Here is a 21341-nt window from a genome sequence, read left to right as displayed (position 1 = left end):
CCATCATCTTTTGGCGTCTCCGGTTAAATTTAACCGGAGAGAAGCCGATTGACCGCTCCCCGTGGAAATTTAATGATTAGACCTGGGATTGCCTAGCTCTTTTCCATTATTATAATATATTCATGTACTATGCCTGTGATTGACTTTGGATCGTATTCCTTTCTCTTGTCCCAGATTATTATGTCCCTTAAGCTGAAGTTCATTCCCTTCATCATTGTGATTAAATCCACGTGTAATGGATATATGATTGGCCCCGCTCTCATGTCCTCCACGGTCATAATCATGAAGCCTCCCCTTCTCAATATGGTCCATAGCTTTGCAATTATCTTGCCCAGCTCCCCCATGTAACTCTCATGATTGGTGATCAACGCTAGATCCCTTGGATCCAATCCCCTTAAACTGCCTGGCGCTGGGTTGAAGAGGGGAGGGGCTGTTAGCACTATGTCAACGGACTCGCGTTCCAAGTATTTATCCACGTTTCGGGCATCGTCTTTAATTATTATGGGCTCATGGTCGACCTCTCGCCTCACTGAATCCATTTCTAAGGCCAGCCTATCGGGCAGGGTTAAGGGGACGTATCCCCTTGATTCCTCCTCCAACTCCTTAAGCCTTTTGACCGCTACGTTGACCAAATCATCATATATCTCGAACCCCACTCCCTTCCTTATCAATACGTAGGCCGATGCCAGGGTAGACCCGCTTCCCATAAATGGGTCCACCACCACGTCGCCCACCTTAGAGTACATCATTATGAGCCTGTTTATCAATTCCATGGGCATGACGCGCTGGATCCCAAGTTTTTTCTCCTCCTTGGATCTCTGAATGTCCCATACGGACGTTAACCAACGCGTTATGGTGGCGTTATCCAGGGTGCTCCAGCTTAATACATCATAGTTGCTCCTGGTCTTATTGATTGATGCGGGGGGATTATTTAGTAAAAGCACCATGTATACTATAAAGCATTTAGCATTTTAAATATTACTTATTAATCGGCGGTATATGCATTCAGTGCTCAACGTGGAGATTAGACAAGCGCCAAGTCGCGGAAATCGTATGGAAGTGTCTTGCCCTTCGCCTTTATCTCGTCGTACCTCTTAACTAAGAATGCCTCGAGCACTGGGCATCCCTCGTATTTGCCGTCCCTTGGGCACTTCCCCTCGTCCCCCTCCATTATGAAGCAATCGCTTGAGTGCAGGTCGAAGTATGGGCATTTCTTGTAGTATATCTTTATGGACTTGACTATTCGATCGGCCCATTTACGTTTCGGATCCTTTATCTCCTTCCTCAGCTCGAACTCGTTGAAGTCATCCTCATCTGACATCCTTTTCCCTCTAACTAATGCTGATAGAAAAGGTTAATAGAGTTTTCCCTTATTGCAAAACGGTATGGATGAGTTGACGGAGAAAATGCCTAGGCTATCCAACCTGCTTAGGCGGGAGGCGGTGCCCGTGGATCAATTGGTGGCCAACGCGATAAGATCCAGGGGAGTCAACAACATAGTGGCTGGGCTGGAGAGGTCATTGAAGGGCCTCGGCGATATAGCGCTCGACATATTGAGCGGACTGGCGGTGGGGCGGCACGTGATGATAATGGGGCCCGTCGGCGTGGGCAAAACAACCCTGGCCGAGGAGGTTGCCTCCTTGCTTGACATATCCTCTCCTCCCTACATGGAGGTTGCCTGTCATAGCCATATGACTGCCGCGGAATTGACGGGCGATATAGATATAGCGGTGGCGCTTCAGGCAGGCCTTGATCACCCGCTCGCATTCATTCCAGGTCCCTTGGTGATGGCCCACGGCGGCATATTGATACTCGACGAGATAAATAGGCTGAATCCCTACAGCCAAGCTGCTCTGCTTCAAGCGCTGCAGGAGCACTTCGTGTTCATAAGGGGCTTCCGCATACGGAGCGATTTCCTGGTCATAGCCACGTCAAATCCCTCCGAGTACTCCGGGGTGTACGAGTTGAGCGAGGCATTGGCTGATAGGATGAAGGTGGTCAACATAAATTACCCGGACAAGGATGTATTGAGGGCCATACTTAATTGGAAGGCAAATGCGATGCTGGAGCACTTGGGGGTTAAGGTGCCCGACTTCGCTGTGGAGGTGGTGGCTAACTTCATGACCCAGATATCCCAGGATGGATTGGTCGACATAGGACCCAGCGTAAGGTCATCCATATACGCCATATCCGGCGCATTATCGCGTGCTTGGATAGAGGGCAGGGATATTAGCCTGGCCGATTTGAAGAAGGAGGTGGTCAGCAACGTGGCCCACGTGATTAGGGGTAATTTCTCCAATGATGAGGAAAAGGTGAATTACTTATTGAGGAAATTCGACGACGCTGCCGCGCTTAGCAGGAGAAAGCATTAATATTAACTCCAATTTCCGATGCGCTCCCCGATTTTCTTTAAATGCCTATTAATTTAAATTTCCGGGAATCGGGGTCAGTCGCGGTGTATCCGGACTACGTCTCACAGGTGCTGGATAAAGTGTATGAGTACTTATCAAGAGACGGCCGAGTAGTCAGGCCCGGCTCGGTGAGGGGCTTCCAGTCCGCCGTCAACGATATAGTGATGAGAATGATGTTGTCAAGGAATTACGATGTGAAGACTATGATTACCAGGATTGGAATAGAGAATCTATTCACCTCCGTTGAGACCGCAAACCCTGACGATAAGATACACGTGCTGGAGGAAGCCTTTCAATATGCCTTCAACTCAATGGAACAACATGAGGAGGAAGAGGCGGCGGAGGGTCTGGAATCGGATGCGGGCAGCGGCGAGGGCGGCAAGGGAAAAGATAATGGAAATGATGAAGCTAAGAAGGAACTTGCCCCCACCAATGTGGAGTCAATGGGCTCCGTGGTTACAATAGATGGATCGAATAATATGGTGTCAGCCATATATGAGGCCCTCTATGGCAGCGTGGGCACCGCTAATTTCCTGAACCTAGCCCAACTCCTCAACATGTTCGTGGACCCCATGGCTAACATAACGGAGAAGCTGAAGGCTGTGGAGAAATTGTCTCCATATCTTACGACGTATGGATTATTGTCTCCCCAGGACAAGGGCAAGAAGGCGGACTCCCTTGATAGCCTGAGAAGCAAATCGAGGGGCCCCTCCTCTCCGGCCAGCGTCGTCAGGGTAGTTAAGTTCACCGAGACCACGTCATACCCCACCTACGTGGTGAGCATGAGGGAGTATAAGTTCGGAGATGGGATCTCCAGCATAGATTTCGATAAGACCGCGTTGAACGTATCGAAGAAGGTAATGATGGGGAAACCCATCACGCAGAGGGACATAATAGTCAAGGAATACGCTGATATAAAGATGCTGGATATAGTGCTTTGCCTGGATGTGTCGGGCAGCATGCGCGAATTAAGCGATGGGGTGACTAAAATAGATATAGCCAGGGACGCGATTTCCAGGTACATAACCTTCCTCTCTAAGACAAGCGATAGGCTAGCGATGATCCTCTTTAACTTCAGGGCGGACGTGCTTTGGAAGTTGCACCCCGTCTCAAAGTATAGGCGGGAGATGCTGGAGATAACGAAGTACATATACGCCGGCGGCGGCACCAATATATCCAATGCGTTGGAGAAGTCCATGGATGTAGTGGCCGGGATGAGCGGTGCATCGCGTCACTTGATATGTGTCACCGACGGTAGGACGGTTAATGCGGCCAAGGCGATAAAGGACGCGGTAAAGCTGAGGAGGATGGGAACCACGATATCAACCATTGCCATAGGCAATAATAGCGACGATGACTTGCTGCTCAGGATATCGAAGCTGGGCAATGGATTGTACATAAAGATAGGCAGCATGAGGGATCTGGATAGGGCCCTCTTGATGGATAAGATGATGATGCATTGAGCAGTTGGGGCCACGTATTGCAAAATGCCGCGATGCTCCCTCTTTATTCGAGAATTAACGGCGTCAATATCACACTTATATGTTGAAGCTAACCTTAATTCCATGCGGATAATCGGGTGAGAGATAACAATAAATAGAGCAGTTCATATAAATCCAATAATGAAGCTGCCGCTGTTCGTAGACTGCGTGGAGGCTGGAGAGGCCATTTCCTGCCCAGGCGATACGGGGTACAGCACCATACCCCTCTTCGGGAAGACCGTCAGGTTGAGGAAGGACTCGCCCCCCATTCAATTAATGGGCTGCCTCGATGAATTGGGGAACTTAGCTCATGGATTTAGGTTGCAGGGGGATTCCTTCCTATCCAGGGCCGCCTCGTTGGTGGTGGGCTTGGCGGTTCAATTAAATGCATACATGGTGCAGGGAAGCGACGAGCGGTTGGATAAAGTAATGGTAGTGGAGAAGGCGTTCGAGGCCTTTGCAGCGGATAACTGTAAGGGCAATAACGCCAAGTTGGGCTGGATAATGCCCACGACGCCCCGAGGGGTTGCCGTGGATTCGCTTCGCGTTAAGTTAAGGCAATGCGGTAGGATAGCGTCTAGCATGGTGGAGGAGTACGGCAGTAAGGCCGCCAACGTCATGATGATCCTCAACCAGGCCGATAAGATAGCGGCCCAGCTACTGTACTGCATGGGGGAGGGCCAAGTCTTTAAGTCGGTGGATGATCTTACTGCTCAACTATTGAGGAGCTCGCTTTAAGTGATTATATGTGGGAGGAGCTTCTGGGAGGGATCGCGATAGTTATGCTGGGCTCCTACCTATTCACGGAGGGGGCCGAGGGCATTGGATCCCGCTTCTCGCTGTCAGCGTCTTTTCTGGGCTCCGTGGTAAGCCCGGTATTCACGTCCATGCCCGAGGCAGTGGTGATTTTAATCTCTATGATTGAGGGGGCGCGGGACGTTGGGGTGGGCACAGTATTTGGGGAGCCCTTCATGGCAGCAACCATCTCTTACTCCTTGGTAGCGGTGTCCGCGTTGCTCGGTGGCCATGTAGTCTTGGACGTCGAGAGAAGCCTCTCGGCTCCCTATATTTTAGTCATAGCCGCCTACCCCTTCACCCTCTTGGCCTCGGCGGGTCTTCACTGGATAGGAGGGTTAATTCTCCTCTCCGCCTACCTCTTATTCATAATCTATATGCGGAGGGGGCCGCCGGCGGGAGAGGGCGAGTACTCCTCGACCCGCTGGTTCCTCCCCAAGCTTCTATTATCCATCGCTTTGATGCCGCTGGGCTCCCATCTATTAATTGAGGGAGTGGAGTCCACTGCAAATTATCTGGGGGTGGGGGAATTGGCGTTATCATTGGTGCTGGTGCCGCTTGCGACGGCTCTTCCGGAGACGATGAGCGCGATGATATGGGCATTCAAGGGGAGGGGCACGCTGTCCGTGGGCGCATTGATAGGCGAGCAGGTCGTGTTTTCAACTCTTTACCCGGCAGTGTTTTTGCTCACCGTTGGATTTCCCGTTGGGACCGCGATTGAGTGGAGCGTGACAGTAACCACGCTTTCCTCGTTAATCCTGCTGCCCCTCGTATCGAGGCGCAGAATACCTGCCGCCGCCCTCTTCATGGGATTGGTGCCTTACATTGCCTATCTGATAGTTATGATCCATTTATGAAACCATAAAAAATACAATCGCCCCTTAAGGGCTGGGAAGACGGTGGCAGTCCTCCTCATGAGTACGTGAAGGTTTTGAACTCCCCCTTGTACTCGCTCCATTCGACGTCGACTCCAGTTATCCTCCCCACGCGTCCTCTCTTGAGCCAATTTATTAATTCCTCTATTCTAAATGAGTCCCCCTCAACTACTGCCGTGACGGTTCCATCGGGTTCATTACGAGCGAAGCCGGTTAAGCCAAGCATCATTGCCTTCCTCTTAATGCTGGGCCTCAGCCCCACTCCCTGCACCTCGCCCCTTATTCGCATCACGGCCCTCCGCTGTCTCTCTATTGTGAGGACGGGCATGCTAAGCTTATTGGCCAGGGCCTTATCCGCTATCAAGGACATCACGTTGCTTGGAACAATTAACTCCCCGCCTCCCCTACCCGTGACGCGTCCAATCACCGCTGGCCTCAGCCTGCTTATTCCGCTTAACTCCTCCATTATTTCCTCGATCACCCTGTGATGAGCTATTATGGCTAAGGAACCGTTTGTGCCTGCCGTGGCATCCGCCATTATGAAGTTCTCCGCGGCGAACCTGGCAACCTCCTCATTTATCAGGGGAACTTTGTCCAGCTTTATGTTTACGCCCGCTTGCTCCGCCAGTTCCTTGAACACAAATATGCCGGGCCCGCTTATATCCACGGTGGCCGCCACGTGCTTGAGTGGGTCGAATTCCCCCCCACTCATCGGCAAGTGGTTATCGATTACCTTTGCAACGTCGATGTTTGGAATCATCATTGCCTTCATGGTCTCATTCTTCAACTCTTCCAATTCATCCACGCTCATCACCTCCTCCTCGAAGTTCCTCATTAAATCCTGGTCTATGTGAATGGTCACGAAAGTGCCGATCACGCTTAATTGACCGAGGGGACCCGTGACCAGGACTTCGAATCCCTCGTCTATTTTATCATAGAAGAGAGGTGGTTCCTTATCGGTCTCCCCGGTGACGGTGGCGCCTATCAGTAGGTAGCCCAGGTTTGGCTGGGGCTCGTTCACCAGCTTGGCGCCTATCGAGTCCGCAAACTTGGAGATGTTCCGACCAAGTTCCTCCACATATCCCATCGGCGCATCGTAGACTGGGTGTATGGTTAACTTCTCATGGACTCCCTTCACGAATAGATCATTCAATGCATTGCTGATGGCCACCGATGCTTGGGCGTAGGATGCTATATCATCCGTGGGGTCTATTACTTGAATCGTATCGTTGTTGGCCAGGACGTACCCCTCCCCGTCCTTCCTATTGGTCTTTATCATGTCCACCACGAACATGTCGGTTCCAGGCTTCGTGGTAACTATGCTATGCCCCTTCCCTATCAAAACCCTCCGCCTAGTGGATCCTAGCCTTCTATACAGCCTCAGAATGGCATCGGCGAATTCCTTGGGATTGCCTGCCCTTCCCTGATAAACCTGGGCAAGCACCACCACGGCATCCGGCTCGAACCTCTCCACGGCATCCGCGTCTATATTCACATCATCAACCCCGCTCATAAGGCGGGAGACCACAGCTTCGCGGCCGCTCAACACCGCCACGTCCTCCCTCGGCGCGATGTCCAGATTGAGGCCAGCCATGTCTTTCTTGGCCATGGAGAGGGCGGGGTAAAGCACGTTGTAGAGATCCACCTTGACGGAGCACCCCAATGCAAGCGACGTTAAGTTTATGCCGGCGTTGGCATACTTTCGTATATGATCCTCGAACCTCTTGATCCTTTCCATGGCATCATCATTTCAATGAACCTTTAAAGGCGTTGAGCTATGCATAATATGCAGGGCAGGTTTTTAACCGCGCGCCTCCCCCGCGGTTTCGGTGGATTCATTGGCGCAGGAGTACTTGATCGATGTAAAGGGAATAGAATGCCCCCAACCAGTCAATGTTGTCGCGAAGGAATTATCCAAAATGCCGGTGGGAACTCAGTTCAGAATAGTCACGGATAATTATGTATGCTACATGATGCTGCAGCGGCTGCTCAAGATGCTTGGAGAGCGCGTGGATTCCACGGCGGAGCACGAGGACGCGGAGGAGTACGAGATAATAGCGACTAGGTTGATGTGATAAAAAAGACAATAGCCCCTTAGGGCGGAGAGGAGATCAGCCCTTACCTCCATGCATGAGGCATTGCATCTCGCGAGTTGAATATTTTTATTCCATTGTATCACCCGCAGTTTGTGCGCAGAGGCGCGCCTGGGTTTAAGGTCGATGGATTGCCGTACGGCGCTAGGGTGTACATTAACAACCAAGTCCTGCTACCCGCCAGCCTGGTGAGGCTATTAAACATGGTTCACGTGAGGTACGTGGATATGGTGGTTCAACACAAGGGAGACAAGATAGAGCTGCGTGGAGTAAAACTGCTCAAGACGAGGCACACTGACTCCAGGCAATTCACCATACCCAAGGAAATAAGGGATAAATTCGGAATACGGCCAGGGGACAAGATAGTTATAGTGGAGATCCGCAAGTCATTCATTTAAACTGCTCCACCCTTTAGAACCTGTTTTCTAGCATGAGGAAAAACCGAAGGGGTTTAGTGGAAAGCTTAAGGTGAAGGGATCCTATGGTGTGGGCCATTCTTAATCAAATGCCATACAATGCCTTATCTGCAATGCCGATTCGCTTCCGCTCCCCACACAAAAGAGTTAAAGCTCTACTTAGGCTTCAATCAAGTGTGCGAGTCTTACTGGGAGTTGAGGCAGGAGGTGGAGGTGGTTTGCGGCCCTAGATCCATGTTGAGGAGGCTAAGGGGGCTTCAATCACCCGATGATTTAGCAATGTATTGGAGGGACGCCGTTAATGAGCGGGTCTTTAAGTTGGCCCTTCCAGGCTTCAGCTCCAGATCCATTCTGATAGACGGGTTGCCGCACGCATCGCCGGAGGACATCTTCCTATCCCTACCCTTAAATCCAGGCTACCTCAATCCAAGCGAGTTGAGGATGCTGCCGCAGGCCGACTGGGACTGGGTAATTTTAAAGGCGCACATCTTGGGTGGGAAGTACCTGTCATCCATGATAATGATCTTGAATGAAATGACCGGGAAGTAAGTGAACTAGGAGAAAAGGAAAAGAAAGAGAAAAAAAGAGATGATTTTGATTTTCTATTATTTATTATATATTATTACTTGCTGCCTGGGCCGAAGAGTCCTCCAGCCATTCTCTTCCTTCTCCAGTTGCCGTACTCTATCAGCGCTATGACGACTATTATCACTACTATTACCACCAGCACTATCAGCAGTATTACGGTGCTCATTGGAACGAACGTGTTACCTATCATGTAGCCGCTGACCGGCAGGGTCACGGTCAATGGGTAGCTGGTTCCCGGCGTCAAGGTGATGGTCTTGCTGGAAGTCGCTCCGTAAGCGCTCACGGTCACCGTGTAGGTGTAGCCGCTGCCGCTGGGCAGGACCACGTCCACGGATCCCGTGCCGCTGGCCACCACCACTCCATTGTAGCTCACGTTTATTGCTGCATTGGTGAATGCAACTCCATTCTGGGACTGGGCGCTAACCTTCAACTCAGCCACCGGTATGGATAGGGTCGACACCGATCCATTGCCCACAGTCACGGTGGTGCTGTAGGGCACATTGCTTATGCTGCCGCTCAGCGTGTAGCTTCCGGTTGGCAGCGTCAAGCTCACCGCTGCCGCGTTTCCGCTGGCTATGGTCTTTCCGCTATACGACAAGGACAGCGTGTAGCTCTGCGGCGTCAAGCCGCCGGTGAATCCAACGCTCAACGCTCCAGTGCTGAACGTGGCCGGCGCTATGGCACCGCTGCTCACGGTCACGGTGACTGGAGCCAATGGTACTCCAGCCAACGTGCCGCTCAAGGTGTACGTTCCGGTCGGAACGACTAGGCTCACCGCTGCCGCGTTTCCGCTCGCCACGGTCATGCCGTTGTATATCAGGTTAACGGTGTAGGACTCGCTTGAAGCCGGGGCCACGGCGAATCCAACCGCCAGCTTTCCAACAGGCACGGACTCCGGCACTATCTCTCCATTGCTCACGGATACAGTCAATGGGCTTATCGGCACGCCATCCACAGATCCACTCAGCGTGTAACTCAAGGTACCGCTGGGCAGCGCGGGAACCACGACGGCTCCCGTGGCGCCCAGAGTCGCTATATTCATTCCATTGTAAGTCAAGTTATAGGTGGCCTGGCTGGGCACTAAGCTGCTTGGGTACTGCAGCGAGATCTCAGCTGCGGGCACCGTGAACTGTATCGGGGCGCTGTAGTTGCCGCTTCCCAAGTAGTAATTCACAGCATAGTTTATGGGTATGCCCATCCAGCTATTTTCTGTTACTGACACGGAAGCGCCGGATGTGCTTATGGGCAGTAGTGGAGTCTGTATCTGTCCGCTGCTGGGAACGGTGAAGGTGCCGCTGTACACGGTGGTGGTTCCTACCTGCTTGACCTTGGCCAGCCCGCCCACTCCGGTTATGCTGTAGACGGGCTCGCTGACAGCCACGCTAAGGCTTGCACCGGTGGGTATCGTTCCCAGGCTGGTGGACGCGGTTATCGGCAGGCCAGTGCTGACTCCTATGGTTACTGGGGTCAACACTGCCTTCATCACAACGTTGAATCCACTGCTTGGGACAGTGGCTCCTCTCTGTATCGAGAAGCTGCTAACTCCAACGGGCACGTAGCCGACGCCGGGCACGTAGGCGTAGGCCGTCACGTTGAAGTTGGTGGCAGGCACCTGGCTGTATACTTGCTGCGTGAGCAGGTGGGAAACCCTTATGTCGTATATGGTGGAGCTACCGTCGTCGCCGGTGACTCCGCTGGCCATGAACTCAAGTCCCCTGGTTGCAGTGTCAGTCACTATGACTGTGGCGTTGCTTACAGGCTGTCCTCCCACAGTGTCCACGGTTATCGTCACTGGGTACACGTAGGTCCTGACCGCCGTCACTTGGAATGCATCTCCGAGCTGGTACACGTCGTTCTGCACTCCAGTATCGTATACGTCAATGAACGGATACTTAGCGCTGTTCATCAAGTAGAGCGGGTAACTGTCGTACCAGTAAACCACTATCCTCGGCGTTGGAGAGCCAAGCGATTGAGCCACGGTATTGCTGCTGACTCCTATAGTGGCATTATCGTATGTGGTCGACGTGTACGTGGCGGTAAAGCTGCTTGCCGGTATTCCCTCTGACTTGCTGCTGGAGACAGTGGATATCATGTGCATCGAGTTCACATAGCCTGCGGTCAAGCTCACGCTGATGCTGACAGGCAATGGTTGCATCAAGTATCCATTGTTTCCGCTCACGGTTAGCGCTATCAATTGGTTGCCGAAGTAGGCAGCCAGGGTCTGGTTAGCCAACGGCCTGCTGTTCCAGTCTTGTACTTGGCTCAGCGGCGAGTAGTAGACGGTTGGCACCGCCGTTCCATTAACCCACAGCTTGGCGAACTCATCTCCATCGGTGGTTGGGAACACATCGTTTGGAGCCACGTATCCAGTATCATTCTTTAACCTCAGCACGGCTGGTCCGCTGGTTATGTATCCATTGCCGGAGCCAAGGTGAGTTCCAGCGTATATCTCGCTAAATAGATCGGGCACCTCTATTGTGGTGGTCACGGTTATTGGCTGGACATAGCCCTGTAAAGATCCGAGGCTTATCATGGTTCCATTGGGCAGCACGTAGCTGAAGCTGGCAGTGCCCTTGGTGTAGGTGACGTTGTACTGGTAGGAGTAGACCGCTGTGAGGCTGACGTTTAGCTGAGGCTCGTAGAACGCCAGCTTCGGCACGTATCCAGTCTTCATGGTGACGTTAGCCAATACGCTGCTTCCATAGATGTACTTGGCGGGCACAGTGGTTATTGCGCCGAACGGCAAAGCCATCGGCGAGCTGTAGGTGTACGTGTTGACGGGCGTTCCATTCACTATGAAAGTGTATCCGCTGAGAGTCAGCGAGAGGCTCTGTATTGCGTATGGCTGTGGAGCTGGCTTGCTCATGTTATTGAATATGGATATTCCCTCCAAGGCTATCGTGGGTAGCTCAATTGCGTTGCTCGCGCTGTCAGCCGCGTAGAGCGGCGTTCCATCTACTTGTCCGTATATGGCGTATATGGGCCAGGAGCCCGCTCCGGTTCCGAACCCGACTCCGGGCACTATTAAGTTGCTGGTGACGGGCCCTAGGCTTCCCATTACGCTGTTCCATCCGCCCGATACGTTATATGCGTTCATTACTACGAATGTGGTCGCGTTGACGTAGGGCATCGGCTGTACGTCGGTCACGCCGGACGGCGCGTAGCCGGCAGTGTACACGTCAAGCATGCCGGCTGGGGCCAGGTTCGGCGTGTTCTGCGTGCCCAGCACGTATGCCCTGGCTATCTTGGCGAAGAACGCTGCATTGCCCACCGAGGTGTATGGAGCCTCGGAGAGCTGGCTGGCTAGGGATACCAAAGTGTTCAGCCTGCCGGTTATGTTGGTGGGCATTATTGGAGTGTATCCAGCCGTGTTGGGAGCGTAGGTGGGCACGTCGAACGTGGCGACTCCGCTGCTTCCCACTGGTATATATACGGTGAATGGAGTGCCGAAGTACGGTGCCCAGGTCGCATCGGGCACCACCTTCCACCACCACACTCCATTGGTATTGGTGGTATTGCTGTAGAGGTTGGCGCTGGTCAGAGCCGAGTATCCGCCGATTCCCGTGGACAGCACGGCATTAGTCTCGTTAGTCCAGGTACCGCTTCCCTCCATAGTTACGTTAACGTATATAGCGGTTACCTTGGCAGTTCCCGCCAATATTTGCTTGGCTAGGTTGAGGGTGCTGTTCGGCGTCTTGACCAACTGGGCCACTAGGTTAGGCAGTGACACTGAGGTGAGTGGGACTATGAGCGGGTCCCACCTCCCCACTGCGGCCTGGAACTGCGGGGTCACGTCAACGGTTCCTAGGGTGAAGTTGTAGCTGGCGGTTGCGTTGGTGACCGTCACTATTATCGTGGCCAGCGCGCCCGTTACAGTGCTTCCTGGAGCCACCATTATGTAGGTCTCCATGGACCTCAAGCTGAGCGGCGGTATTCCTCCGAAGTTGGTGAATACGAAGGTGGTCTCATTGCCGGCGGCGTTGGTTACCATCATTGAGGCAGGCGGCGTCGTCAACTCATTCGTCAACTCGGCGAACTTGGTGGTTCCAGTGACGCTGGGCACTTGGTCCAACGCGACGAATGGCTCCGCGTAGTTGCTGTACCCTATCGCGAAGACGGGGGTTCCAACGGTCACGTTGAAGAAGTAACCCATCGCATTGTGGTATAGATTGCTCATCGGCAACTCGGTCTCAGTGGTTCCGCTCAAGCTGACGCCCAACAGGTTGGGCAGCGAGTAGTATACCAGAGAGGCGGAGTTGTTGTACGCCTCCTTGGAGTAGTCCGCCACTAATGCGTTGTTGGAGACCTTCCTGATCTCTATCCACTTGCTTCCCTGCGTCACGAATAGGTTGCCGGTCGTGTAGGCGCTGGAGTAACTGGTGAATGGATACACAACTCCATTGAGGTAATCGCCGCCCCAATTCGCGAATCCCGTGTTGCTGGTGTTGACGTATCCCCTGAACAGCGAGTCGTAGAAGGTCAGCGACACCACGGTATTGGGCACAGTGTAGTGCAGCGACTTGCTGGTAACCGTGAACTGTATCGGGTAGGTGCTGGTCACTATCACCACGGATCCAGGAGCGACTGGAGTGGCCTTTCCTCCAACGTACACGGTGTAGCTAGGCACGTACTTTATGGTTCCATTGCTGAAGGCCAGCGCCACCTCATTGGAGGGCGGCACTGGGAACACGCTGCTGAACACTTCATAGCCTAGGTAGAACACCTTGGCCTGGAACTCTTGGCCGGGCATGAAGAGCCTGGCCCTGAAGGCGGTTCCTTGGCCTGATATTATGTAGCTGGGCAGCGTGAATATAGCGTATGGGCCTGCATTGGATGCGTTGGCCAGCAGAACAGCCGTGTCGACGAACGATGCATTGCCCAGCACCCAGTTGTAGTTATGGGCTGCCACCGCGGCCCTCTCGTGGTACAAGTAGGTCTGGCTCAGGTTCCTGAACTGAGCCAAGCCTCCCGCTATGGCTATCAAGTTGAAGTCTGTCTGGTTATACACCTCGTTAGCCGTCTCGTTGTACCAAATGCTCGCCAAAGCGTATGGACTGAACTTATCGTTTATCACCAGGGTGGTGTTGCTCCATATAGCGACTCCAGGCATTGCTGGGTAGATGGGTTGGTTAGCCAATACGTTACCCTCCACGTCGGTCACGTAGACGTTGAGGGTCTCCACGGGCACTTGAACCTTGAATACCTCGTAGCATGTGGCGGTCATCGGGACGGTGTACGTCGTGTTATCATATATTATCAAGTTCTGGTCCAATACTCCCCTGGTTCCATAGGTGTACGCTGTGGTGGTCTGGTTGAGGTTGAGCCAAGCCGCGTATGCGGCGAACGACTGATTCAACGCGTCCTGCTCCGGCGTGTAAGTGTACGCGCTATCGACGCTGGGATAAAGGGTCCTGACCTCCAGCGTGAAGTAGGAGAACGGCTTTATGTATGGAGCATTTATGGGAACGCTCGTCACTATGGCCATGCCGTAGGGCTCGGCGGTGCTGAATCCAGTTATCAATCCATTGCTCTTGAACTCCTCGGTGCCGTTGGTTATTCCCTGCACCATCTCTTGCCCGTTCACTCCGCTTATTGCCTCCACCACGAAGCCGGGCAGCGAGTACCCGGTGGTGGAGACAACGTTCACGGTTATATCTATCAATGGGAAGTATATGTTGTTCACGCTGGTGGCGTTCAGCGTTATGGTGCCGGTCGGCTCCCGAGTTACCGGGCTGACCGACGGCATTATGTAGCCGAAGTATACCAGCGTGAAGTTAGCGGTGGGCTTCACCACTTGCACCGGCACGTTCCACACGTTCACTTGCACTGGGAACTGCAGCAGAGTGTATGGGTAGGAGAAGGCCACAGTCTCGTTGAAGCTACCGAATGGAGTGGAGACCTCCACCACTCCACTGGTTATGGGCTCATTGCAGAGATTGAGGAACTCTACCTTGACGAAGTATACATGAACTGCGGTGTAGGCCTGCTCGCTGAGCAGCGTCAACCCGTTGGACAGGGTAACGGCTTTCTCAGCGGCGGCTCCGTACAGCGTGTCATTAACAGTGCTTGGGTAGAGCGACGGTGGATAGAACGCAGTGAACTCCGGCACCACGTACTGCCCGCTGGACGTGGTGGGAGAACCAAACACGGTAGTGGTTATCCCGGTGGTGCTAGCCACATAAGTCGCGTTAAACGTGCCGACGCCGACCTGCATGCCGACGTAGTTCAACTGCAGCCTATAGAAGGCCGTCTTTATAGTGGGCTGGTACTGTCCCGTCACTCCGCTGCTGGTGACGGTTATGTCGCCCATCAGTGTGGGCAGAGGCACTAGCACTGCGGGGGATTGACTCAGTACTCCATCGTGGTTATACACCATTTGTAGTGATGGGAATATGGCCACGTCGCTGAAGCCGCTTATGGTGACGCCTCCAGTGGCCAGAAGCGATAGGGAGGCCGTGGAGGTTCCATAGTACAGGGTGGCTGATACTGCCTGTGCCTTCTCGGCCGGCAGCGGGGATTGACTGAACACGCTGTAGGTCGGCGTGTAGAGGGTCACGTAGAACTCAACGGGCAACAGCGACGTGTAGATCACCGGTATCTCCTCATAGGTAGTATCATGCTGTATCATGTATTGAACTAGCGGGGCTATGTTGAGGTCAGCCACGTCCCACGTTCCAACATTGGTCTGGTACTCCAACACCAAGTTCAATGCGCTGACGGACAAGGGGGTCACTGTTGGAATGGAGTTGCCGGTGGGAGTTTCATAGACCACTCCCGTGTACTCGACGGCGGGTATGCTGACTACGTTGGGCGTCAACAGGAAGTTTATCGGCAATGGGCCGTACAATATCGTCCTATTCGCCATGACCTCGAACAACAAGGAATCCTGGGACACCGGGTAAGCGCTGAGGCCGAACGCGGAGCCCGCTATCAAGTTGCCCTTTATATCAGCCACAGCTCCAGCATTGAACGATATCAACCCAATGCCCAAGACGAACTCAGGCACCGCGGCTCCAAGTCCATAGTTATACCCATTCATTGAAGATACTCCCACAAGAGTATCGTTGTAGAAGTCGTATGCTGCCATTATTCCTCCTTGCAGTAAAGAGCCACCGTAAGCGCTTGTGTATCCGCCCCATGGATAGTGCGTTACGTCGTATAGCGTGACCGTTACTTGGGAGCCGGTTCCTGGGTTGAAGTAAGTGTAGTTAATGCCTATGTGGAAGCTGACTGGGTTTGCCTCCCCTGCCTCATGCCACCCTATCAATTGGCCGTTCTGGTATATTAGGGCGGGCAGGTACCAAATGGGCCCGAAGACCGCCCATGGGCTGCTCTTGAATATCAATGCACCGTTGCCTGTGAGGCTCTCGGCTGTGTTGTTGACGCCGAGCACTTGGGATATTATGGTTTGGCCATTATATGATTCGGAGAACGCCAGGCTCAATTGATTGAATAGCTGGGTTGATGCCAGTGGAGATGCCTTGAACGAGGTGCTCAAGTCTTGGCCCACCCATATGTACATCACGTTGAACTCCGTCATGACGACTGCCGCATAGTTTTGTGGAGTCATGGTGGTGGGGTTTAATCCCCTCACGGTCTGCCACACTGGGTATTTATAGGGACTTAATGTTCCGGTGGGCGATGTTAAGTTGGCTATTAATGATCCTAGCGAGGCATTTGCCGTGGTGAAGTTGAATAGGACCCATTGGTATCCGTCGTACGTCATCGTGACTGCGACCGTCCATTTGGCGTATGTTGAGTCCACGAATAGTCCGTTCTTGGTTCCCGGATAAGTTATGTTGAAGTTCCAAGTTACTCCGCCCGTTGAATTGCTCATGGATGTTGCGCTGTAGAATAGCTTGGGGTAGCTGGCCGTTCCGTTCACGTACGTGGCGTTGAATATGTAGATGGTTAATTGTTGGTTGGCCAGCCCGTACCAGACAGGCGTGGTGTTATAGAGGAGCTCATACTCCTCGTACAGCATGGGGTTGCTGCTCTTCAACCCCTGAACGTAGCTGTAGGGTGGTTGTGCGTATGAGAGGTTCCAGGATATGTGCACCGGCACCGGTGGCACGGTTATTGGAGGCGGCACCGGTGAGGGTAGAGTTGATGCGTGTGCTATTTGTATTGCCCCTATTGCTAGGGCTATCGCGAACACCATTGCCACTATTCTCGTCCAGTTTGTTTTTGATTCGGACATAGCGGTAAAGCCCATGTCGCCCCCCTTTTTAAGAACCCCGCCCGCCTCGCCTTGGAACTATAATTTACCCCTAATTCAATTACGCGTGGAACAGTTCAAAACCCCTCCTACTTAACGGGAGAACGGCTCCTTCACCGGAAAACTCGACATAGTTGTTGAAGGATAACTTCGACGGTCCCTCGCTGAAGCGCGGCAAGCCCCTCCATAAAGCGGAGAGGGGGGAGGATGATGAAATGAATGACGAGCCCCATCCCTTATGGGCGGGGAGGAGGTCGACAGCAATTAAATAATATCCCCTGATAAAAAAGAGGACAAACCTCGCCCTTCAAGGCGGGGAGGAGGTCAGTAAAGCCGAATAATAAGAATGTTTTTGAGAAAAGAATAAATTGATTGTTTTATTTTTCAATTACTAGCTATTACTTGAGCAGTGGTGTGCCATAGAAGACTAGGTTGCCGACGTTGAAGCTCCCCAGCCCGGTCACTGGGTTCCACTCGTACGGCCTGACCACCCAGCCCGTGGCGGAGTTGGCGCCGTTGAAGCCGTAGGCCACGTTGATGAAGATGGGGTTGCTGCCGGTATACGCGTTCCTGCCCAGCTCGTACCACAATTGATAAGCCACTGGAGCGGCTTGCCCTATCTTGTAATTCATTCCCTTAGCGTTTATGTAATCCTGCCACAGCGTGGTCATGGCCATGGTGAGAGGCGACGCAAGCGACGTGCCTCCCCATATGAATGGGGAAAGCGAGCCGTTGACCACTATGGGCACGCCGGTTATGGGGTTGGCGTCAGCGGCCAAGTCGGGGTAGCCCCTGGCCCCCACCGGGCTGTAGAGGCCGGGCTCCAGCAGGTACTCCACGGCCCTATACCACGGTAATCCCTCCGTGGGCACCGGCCCTCCATTTATTAGGTATCCCCATATGAATGGCAGGAAGCTTGACCTCTCGAAGAAGCGGTAACCCTCCATTAAACCCATGGGTCCTCCAAACGCGTAGAGGTATTGATACAGGGGCATTGCGTAGAATATGGAGTAACCGCCCCCGGTTCCCCAGAAGATGAAGTCGTTGAAGTATGGCGGCACCCCGAAGTCGTAGAAGTTCCAGGCGAAGGTAAACTCATGGCCGTTCCACGGGAATATGTAATTGCTCGTCCCGCCCACCCCAGTCACCATGGGATCCACCGAGGGATAGAGCGCGCTTTGGTATGGGTATCCCACCACGTCCTCGTACGCTCCACTGTCGCCGCTGCTTGCGAAGACCCCAATGCCCTCCGCGGCTGCTTGGAGGAATATCTCGTGATAGGCCAAGGCATAGAATGGATCCATGGCATCCTCCGGCTCTCCCCAGGATAGGCTTATGAAGTTGGCCAGGCCATTGTTCACCATGTACTCCACCGTGGCGAATAAGTCGTCGCCGGCGTCCGGGGAGACGCCGAAGAGTATCTTGGCGCCGGGCGCTATGGAGTGGCTCCACTCCACGTCCAGGACAGACTCATCAGCCCATCCACAGGCCGTGGCCGCGTTCAGCGCAGTTATCTTTGGAGTGCCCATTGGGTAAATAGCGGTTAAGCTAACGTTAGGTAATCCGAAGATGGTGGAGAATATATCCGCGTCCTTGGTTATCTGGTTGACGTAGGGCGACTCAGCCAGCCCGCTGGAATTGCATATGGGATCGCCGAACGCGTCGACTATTCCCATGGTTATTGATGAGCCGTTTATCCCATTATAATTGCCAACATACCACATTGGGTATAGGGGAGTTGCGTTGTAAAGGATCTCCATGCCTTGCGGGAAGTACATCTCGAATGGGAATTGGAACAGGAACTCCTGCGGAGAACCGAAGAGGGGCTTCACCGTGGCGGACTGGGCGTTTATCTCCACGGCCACCGGCCTCTTGTTGATTTGTATCGACGACTTGTAATTGATAGTGCCGGGGCTTATGCTTTCGAGGGGCGGCATTATGGGAGCCAATTGCCTCTTTACAGTTATTGATGAGCCATTCCCATAGAAGCGAATCCCATTCTCAGTGATGGGCTTCGTGAAGAAGTCCCCAACGGGATTGCACTCGCCAATCAATACCCAAGTCGTCCACGTGGCATTGGATTGTATGGCGCTTATTATTGCATTTATTGCGTTGTCCACGTCCTGCGCCGTGCCGTTTGCCACGAACATGGATGGGCTGGTCATCACGACGCTCAAGCCGTTTCCAGTTGCTATGCTCGACAGCTCGGAGTCCACGGATGACGGCGGCGAGTACAGCGAGTCGAACTTGCTCGGAGTTATGAATGTATGGTAAAGAGGCGAGGATGAATTGTAGTATTCTTGATATATTGTGTTGTTAAGATCGGCGAAATTCAGGTACGTGAATACTATTAGGTGGGCAGTCGATGAGTTGGTATAGTATGGCGGAAACAGATATGGACTGCAGTTGAAGAATTCGTTTCCTATGAAGTATGGATTTACCGACGTAGTTGCGGTAGCTGCGTGAGCTACTGCGGCAATGGCCATCGCCGCGAGGGCAATGACCAACGCATATATAGCGGATCTATTCATGTGTTATTGCCATGAGTAGTTTTTTTAAGTTTTTCTTTATTCTGTAAACATCGGCTTATTAGAAACAAGTAATTAAATTATTTACCAATATGGGGAAGTAAATATTGCAAAAATAGGAAAACGATGGGCATATATGGTTGATGGTTGATCTCCATTATCCAGGCGATTACTTTAAAGGGACACGTGACCGACGAATGCGTGGACATGGAGGAGATCCTCTCCCTGGTAAGGCCCAGCAGGGAGGAGGAGGAAATGGTGGCCAGAGTGGCCTCGGAGTTGGTGGAGGTTTTCTCGAGTGGCCTCTCGGCCCGGGGGCACGGCGACGTGGAGGTGACGGTGCAGGGATCCGTGGCTCACGGGACTTGGCTGCCAGGGGAGTTTGATATAGATGTGTTCGCCGCTTTTCCAAAAACCTATGGGCCGGAAGCCATAAGGAGTGGCCGGGCTCTCTCCCTCTTGGCGGATATAGCAACTGCGGCCGGCATTCCTTGGAGCACCAGGTATGCCCAGCACCCCTACCTCACCCTGCGGTACGGTGGGTTCAGGGCTGACGTGGTTCCCTGCATCCGCATAGAGATGGGGGAGAGGCCAATAACGGCGACGGATAGAACGCCCCTCCACACCCTGTATCTAAGGGATAAATTGAAGGGGAAGGAAGACGAGGTTCGACTGCTCAAGGCATTCATGAAGGTCGGCGGCATCTATGGGGCTGAGGTGGGGATAGGCGGGTTCAGCGGCTACCTGGCTGAGCTGTTAATAGTGGAGTATGGCTCCTTCAAGGAGACCGTCAGGGCAGCCAAGTCATGGCGACCCCGCCAAGTGATAGACGTGGAGGGGCACTACTCACCCCCATCCCTGGCCAGGAAGAGGTTCGACTCCCCACTCATAATAATAGACCCCGTGGATCCAGCCAGGAACGCGGCCGCCGCCGTCACCTTGGAGGCCATGTCCACGTTCATAGCCATGTCCCTCGCATTCACCGAGAAACCCTCCCCCTCCTTCTTCAAGCCAGGCCCCCCCTCCCCAGCCTTCTCGCCGCTCCTCGTCTTGATGGCGCCCTACCCCGCTGGGGAACCGCCGGACTCAGTCTGGGGGCAGCTTAGGAGGGCCTCCTCCTCCCTGGCAAACGCATTAAGGGCCCGTGGCTTCCAGGTATATAGAAACGGTCAGTGGACGGACGAGGAGTCCGAGGCCGCGGTCTTCATAGCAATGGAGTCCCTCGAGCTCTCGCCGCTTCAATTAATGAAGGGCCCACCAGCGGGCTCGCTTGAGTCCCTTTCCTTCCTAAGGAAGCACGTCAATGCAGAGATGGGTCCCTTCATAGCTGGGGATAGGTGGTACGCCGTGGAACGTAGGAAGGTCAGGGACGCGGTGGATGCCATCAAGGAGGAGATGCCCAGCATGCCGGCCATGATTAAATCGGCCTCTATCATTAAGGTGAGCAATAGGGAGGAACTGGAATCACTGTCGAAAAGACTGCGTGAGGCAGTACTGGTCTTCCTTTCCAGACCGACTTGGCTTCAACCATAGTCTCTCATAGAAGCTATTATACTTTACTATAGTTATAGTTATTAAAATTGAACATTAACTCATCTCGTTTAGAGAGATAAACAGAAAGTAAAATACTCCAAACGGCTTTAGCATGTATCCTATATATGGTAAAAATTAACAAGCCTAGCCCTTTAGGGGCTCCTGGGAGGGTCAGTGAAAATCCAAGTTCTCCCGGTTTCTTGTATCAAGGCGTTGAACTGCGTCTTAGTATGGAAAAGAATAACAGGTTGTTAATGGGTTGGGAATTAATGCAAAAGCCCAAGAGATTCAACTGCCGATCGCATTACAGATGTGATTCGTCTCCATTAATTCACTGCTGGTCTCTTGGATGTATTGTTAGAGTGTGGACCCAAACCAAGGAGGAAATCCTTAGGTAGTAATG

13 protein-coding genes are annotated in these 21341 nt (G+C 53.0%); 8 read left to right on the top strand and 5 right to left on the bottom strand.

The window, feature by feature from the left end; translation table 11 throughout:
* Positions 1-92: 92 nt before the first annotated feature.
* Together ACZ5ZS_RS01295 and ACZ5ZS_RS01290 are read right to left on the bottom strand one after the other, a co-directional pair.
* Positions 93-947, bottom strand: coding sequence for a DNA methyltransferase (locus ACZ5ZS_RS01295; protein WP_188596112.1), 855 nt, complete (start codon positions 945-947; stop codon positions 93-95).
* Between the two features lie 77 nt (positions 948-1024).
* Positions 1025-1321 carry a hypothetical protein gene (locus ACZ5ZS_RS01290; RefSeq protein WP_188596111.1) on the bottom strand — a complete coding sequence of 99 codons (297 nt, stop codon included), beginning with the start codon at positions 1319-1321 and terminating at the stop codon, positions 1025-1027.
* Between the two features lie 64 nt (positions 1322-1385).
* Between ACZ5ZS_RS01290 and ACZ5ZS_RS01285 the strand changes: the two genes are divergently transcribed.
* The 4 genes from ACZ5ZS_RS01285 (at position 1386) to ACZ5ZS_RS01270 (ending at position 5544) form a co-directional block, all read left to right on the top strand.
* Complete coding sequence (locus tag ACZ5ZS_RS01285) at positions 1386-2372, top strand: AAA family ATPase (protein ID WP_188596110.1); 987 nt, start codon at positions 1386-1388, stop codon at positions 2370-2372.
* A gap of 83 nt (positions 2373-2455) precedes the next feature.
* Positions 2456-3874: a vWA domain-containing protein gene (locus tag ACZ5ZS_RS01280; protein WP_229657660.1), complete on the top strand. Its 1419-nt coding sequence runs from the start codon at positions 2456-2458 to the stop codon at positions 3872-3874.
* A gap of 159 nt (positions 3875-4033) precedes the next feature.
* Entirely contained in the window at positions 4034-4630 is a 597-nt protein-coding gene (locus ACZ5ZS_RS01275; RefSeq protein ID WP_229657659.1) for a cobalamin adenosyltransferase, read from the top strand.
* An 8-nt stretch (positions 4631-4638) separates the two neighbouring features.
* Positions 4639-5544 carry a sodium:calcium antiporter gene (locus tag ACZ5ZS_RS01270; RefSeq protein ID WP_188596108.1) on the top strand — a complete coding sequence of 302 codons (906 nt, stop codon included), beginning with the start codon at positions 4639-4641 and terminating at the stop codon, positions 5542-5544.
* A 55-nt stretch (positions 5545-5599) separates the two neighbouring features.
* Here ACZ5ZS_RS01270 and ACZ5ZS_RS01265 read toward each other — a convergent pair whose 3' ends face one another.
* Positions 5600-7300, bottom strand: coding sequence for a SelD-related putative sulfur metabolism protein (locus tag ACZ5ZS_RS01265; RefSeq protein ID WP_188596107.1), 1701 nt, complete (start codon positions 7298-7300; stop codon positions 5600-5602).
* A gap of 91 nt (positions 7301-7391) precedes the next feature.
* Between ACZ5ZS_RS01265 and ACZ5ZS_RS01260 the strand changes: the two genes are divergently transcribed.
* From ACZ5ZS_RS01260 to ACZ5ZS_RS01250, 3 genes are all read left to right on the top strand, one after another.
* Positions 7392-7637, top strand: a complete 246-nt coding sequence (locus tag ACZ5ZS_RS01260; RefSeq protein WP_229657658.1) for a sulfurtransferase TusA family protein — start codon at positions 7392-7394, stop codon at positions 7635-7637.
* Between the two features lie 113 nt (positions 7638-7750).
* Complete coding sequence (locus tag ACZ5ZS_RS01255) at positions 7751-8053, top strand: AbrB/MazE/SpoVT family DNA-binding domain-containing protein (protein ID WP_229657657.1); 303 nt, start codon at positions 7751-7753, stop codon at positions 8051-8053.
* A 192-nt stretch (positions 8054-8245) separates the two neighbouring features.
* On the top strand, positions 8246-8620 hold the full coding sequence (locus ACZ5ZS_RS01250) for a hypothetical protein (protein ID WP_464858407.1): 375 nt from the start codon (positions 8246-8248) through the stop codon (positions 8618-8620).
* 73 nt (positions 8621-8693) lie between these two features.
* Here ACZ5ZS_RS01250 and ACZ5ZS_RS01245 read toward each other — a convergent pair whose 3' ends face one another.
* Both ACZ5ZS_RS01245 and ACZ5ZS_RS01240 read right to left on the bottom strand, forming a co-directional pair.
* Positions 8694-16874, bottom strand: coding sequence for a hypothetical protein (locus ACZ5ZS_RS01245; protein WP_188596106.1), 8181 nt, complete (start codon positions 16872-16874; stop codon positions 8694-8696).
* A 401-nt stretch (positions 16875-17275) separates the two neighbouring features.
* On the bottom strand, positions 17276-19408 hold the full coding sequence (locus ACZ5ZS_RS01240; protein ID WP_188596105.1) for a S53 family peptidase: 2133 nt from the start codon (positions 19406-19408) through the stop codon (positions 17276-17278).
* 204 nt (positions 19409-19612) lie between these two features.
* On the opposite strand from ACZ5ZS_RS01240, the gene cca reads away from it, so the two are divergent.
* A complete protein-coding gene (gene cca / locus ACZ5ZS_RS01235) occupies positions 19613-20938 on the top strand; it encodes a CCA tRNA nucleotidyltransferase (RefSeq protein WP_229657694.1) in 1326 nt (441 codons plus the stop codon).
* Positions 20939-21341: the final 403 nt, after the last annotated feature.

This window comes from Thermocladium modestius (assembly GCF_055398215.1).
The sequence above is the reverse complement of the archived record's forward strand: the minus strand, read 5'-3'. Positions and strand labels throughout refer to the sequence as shown.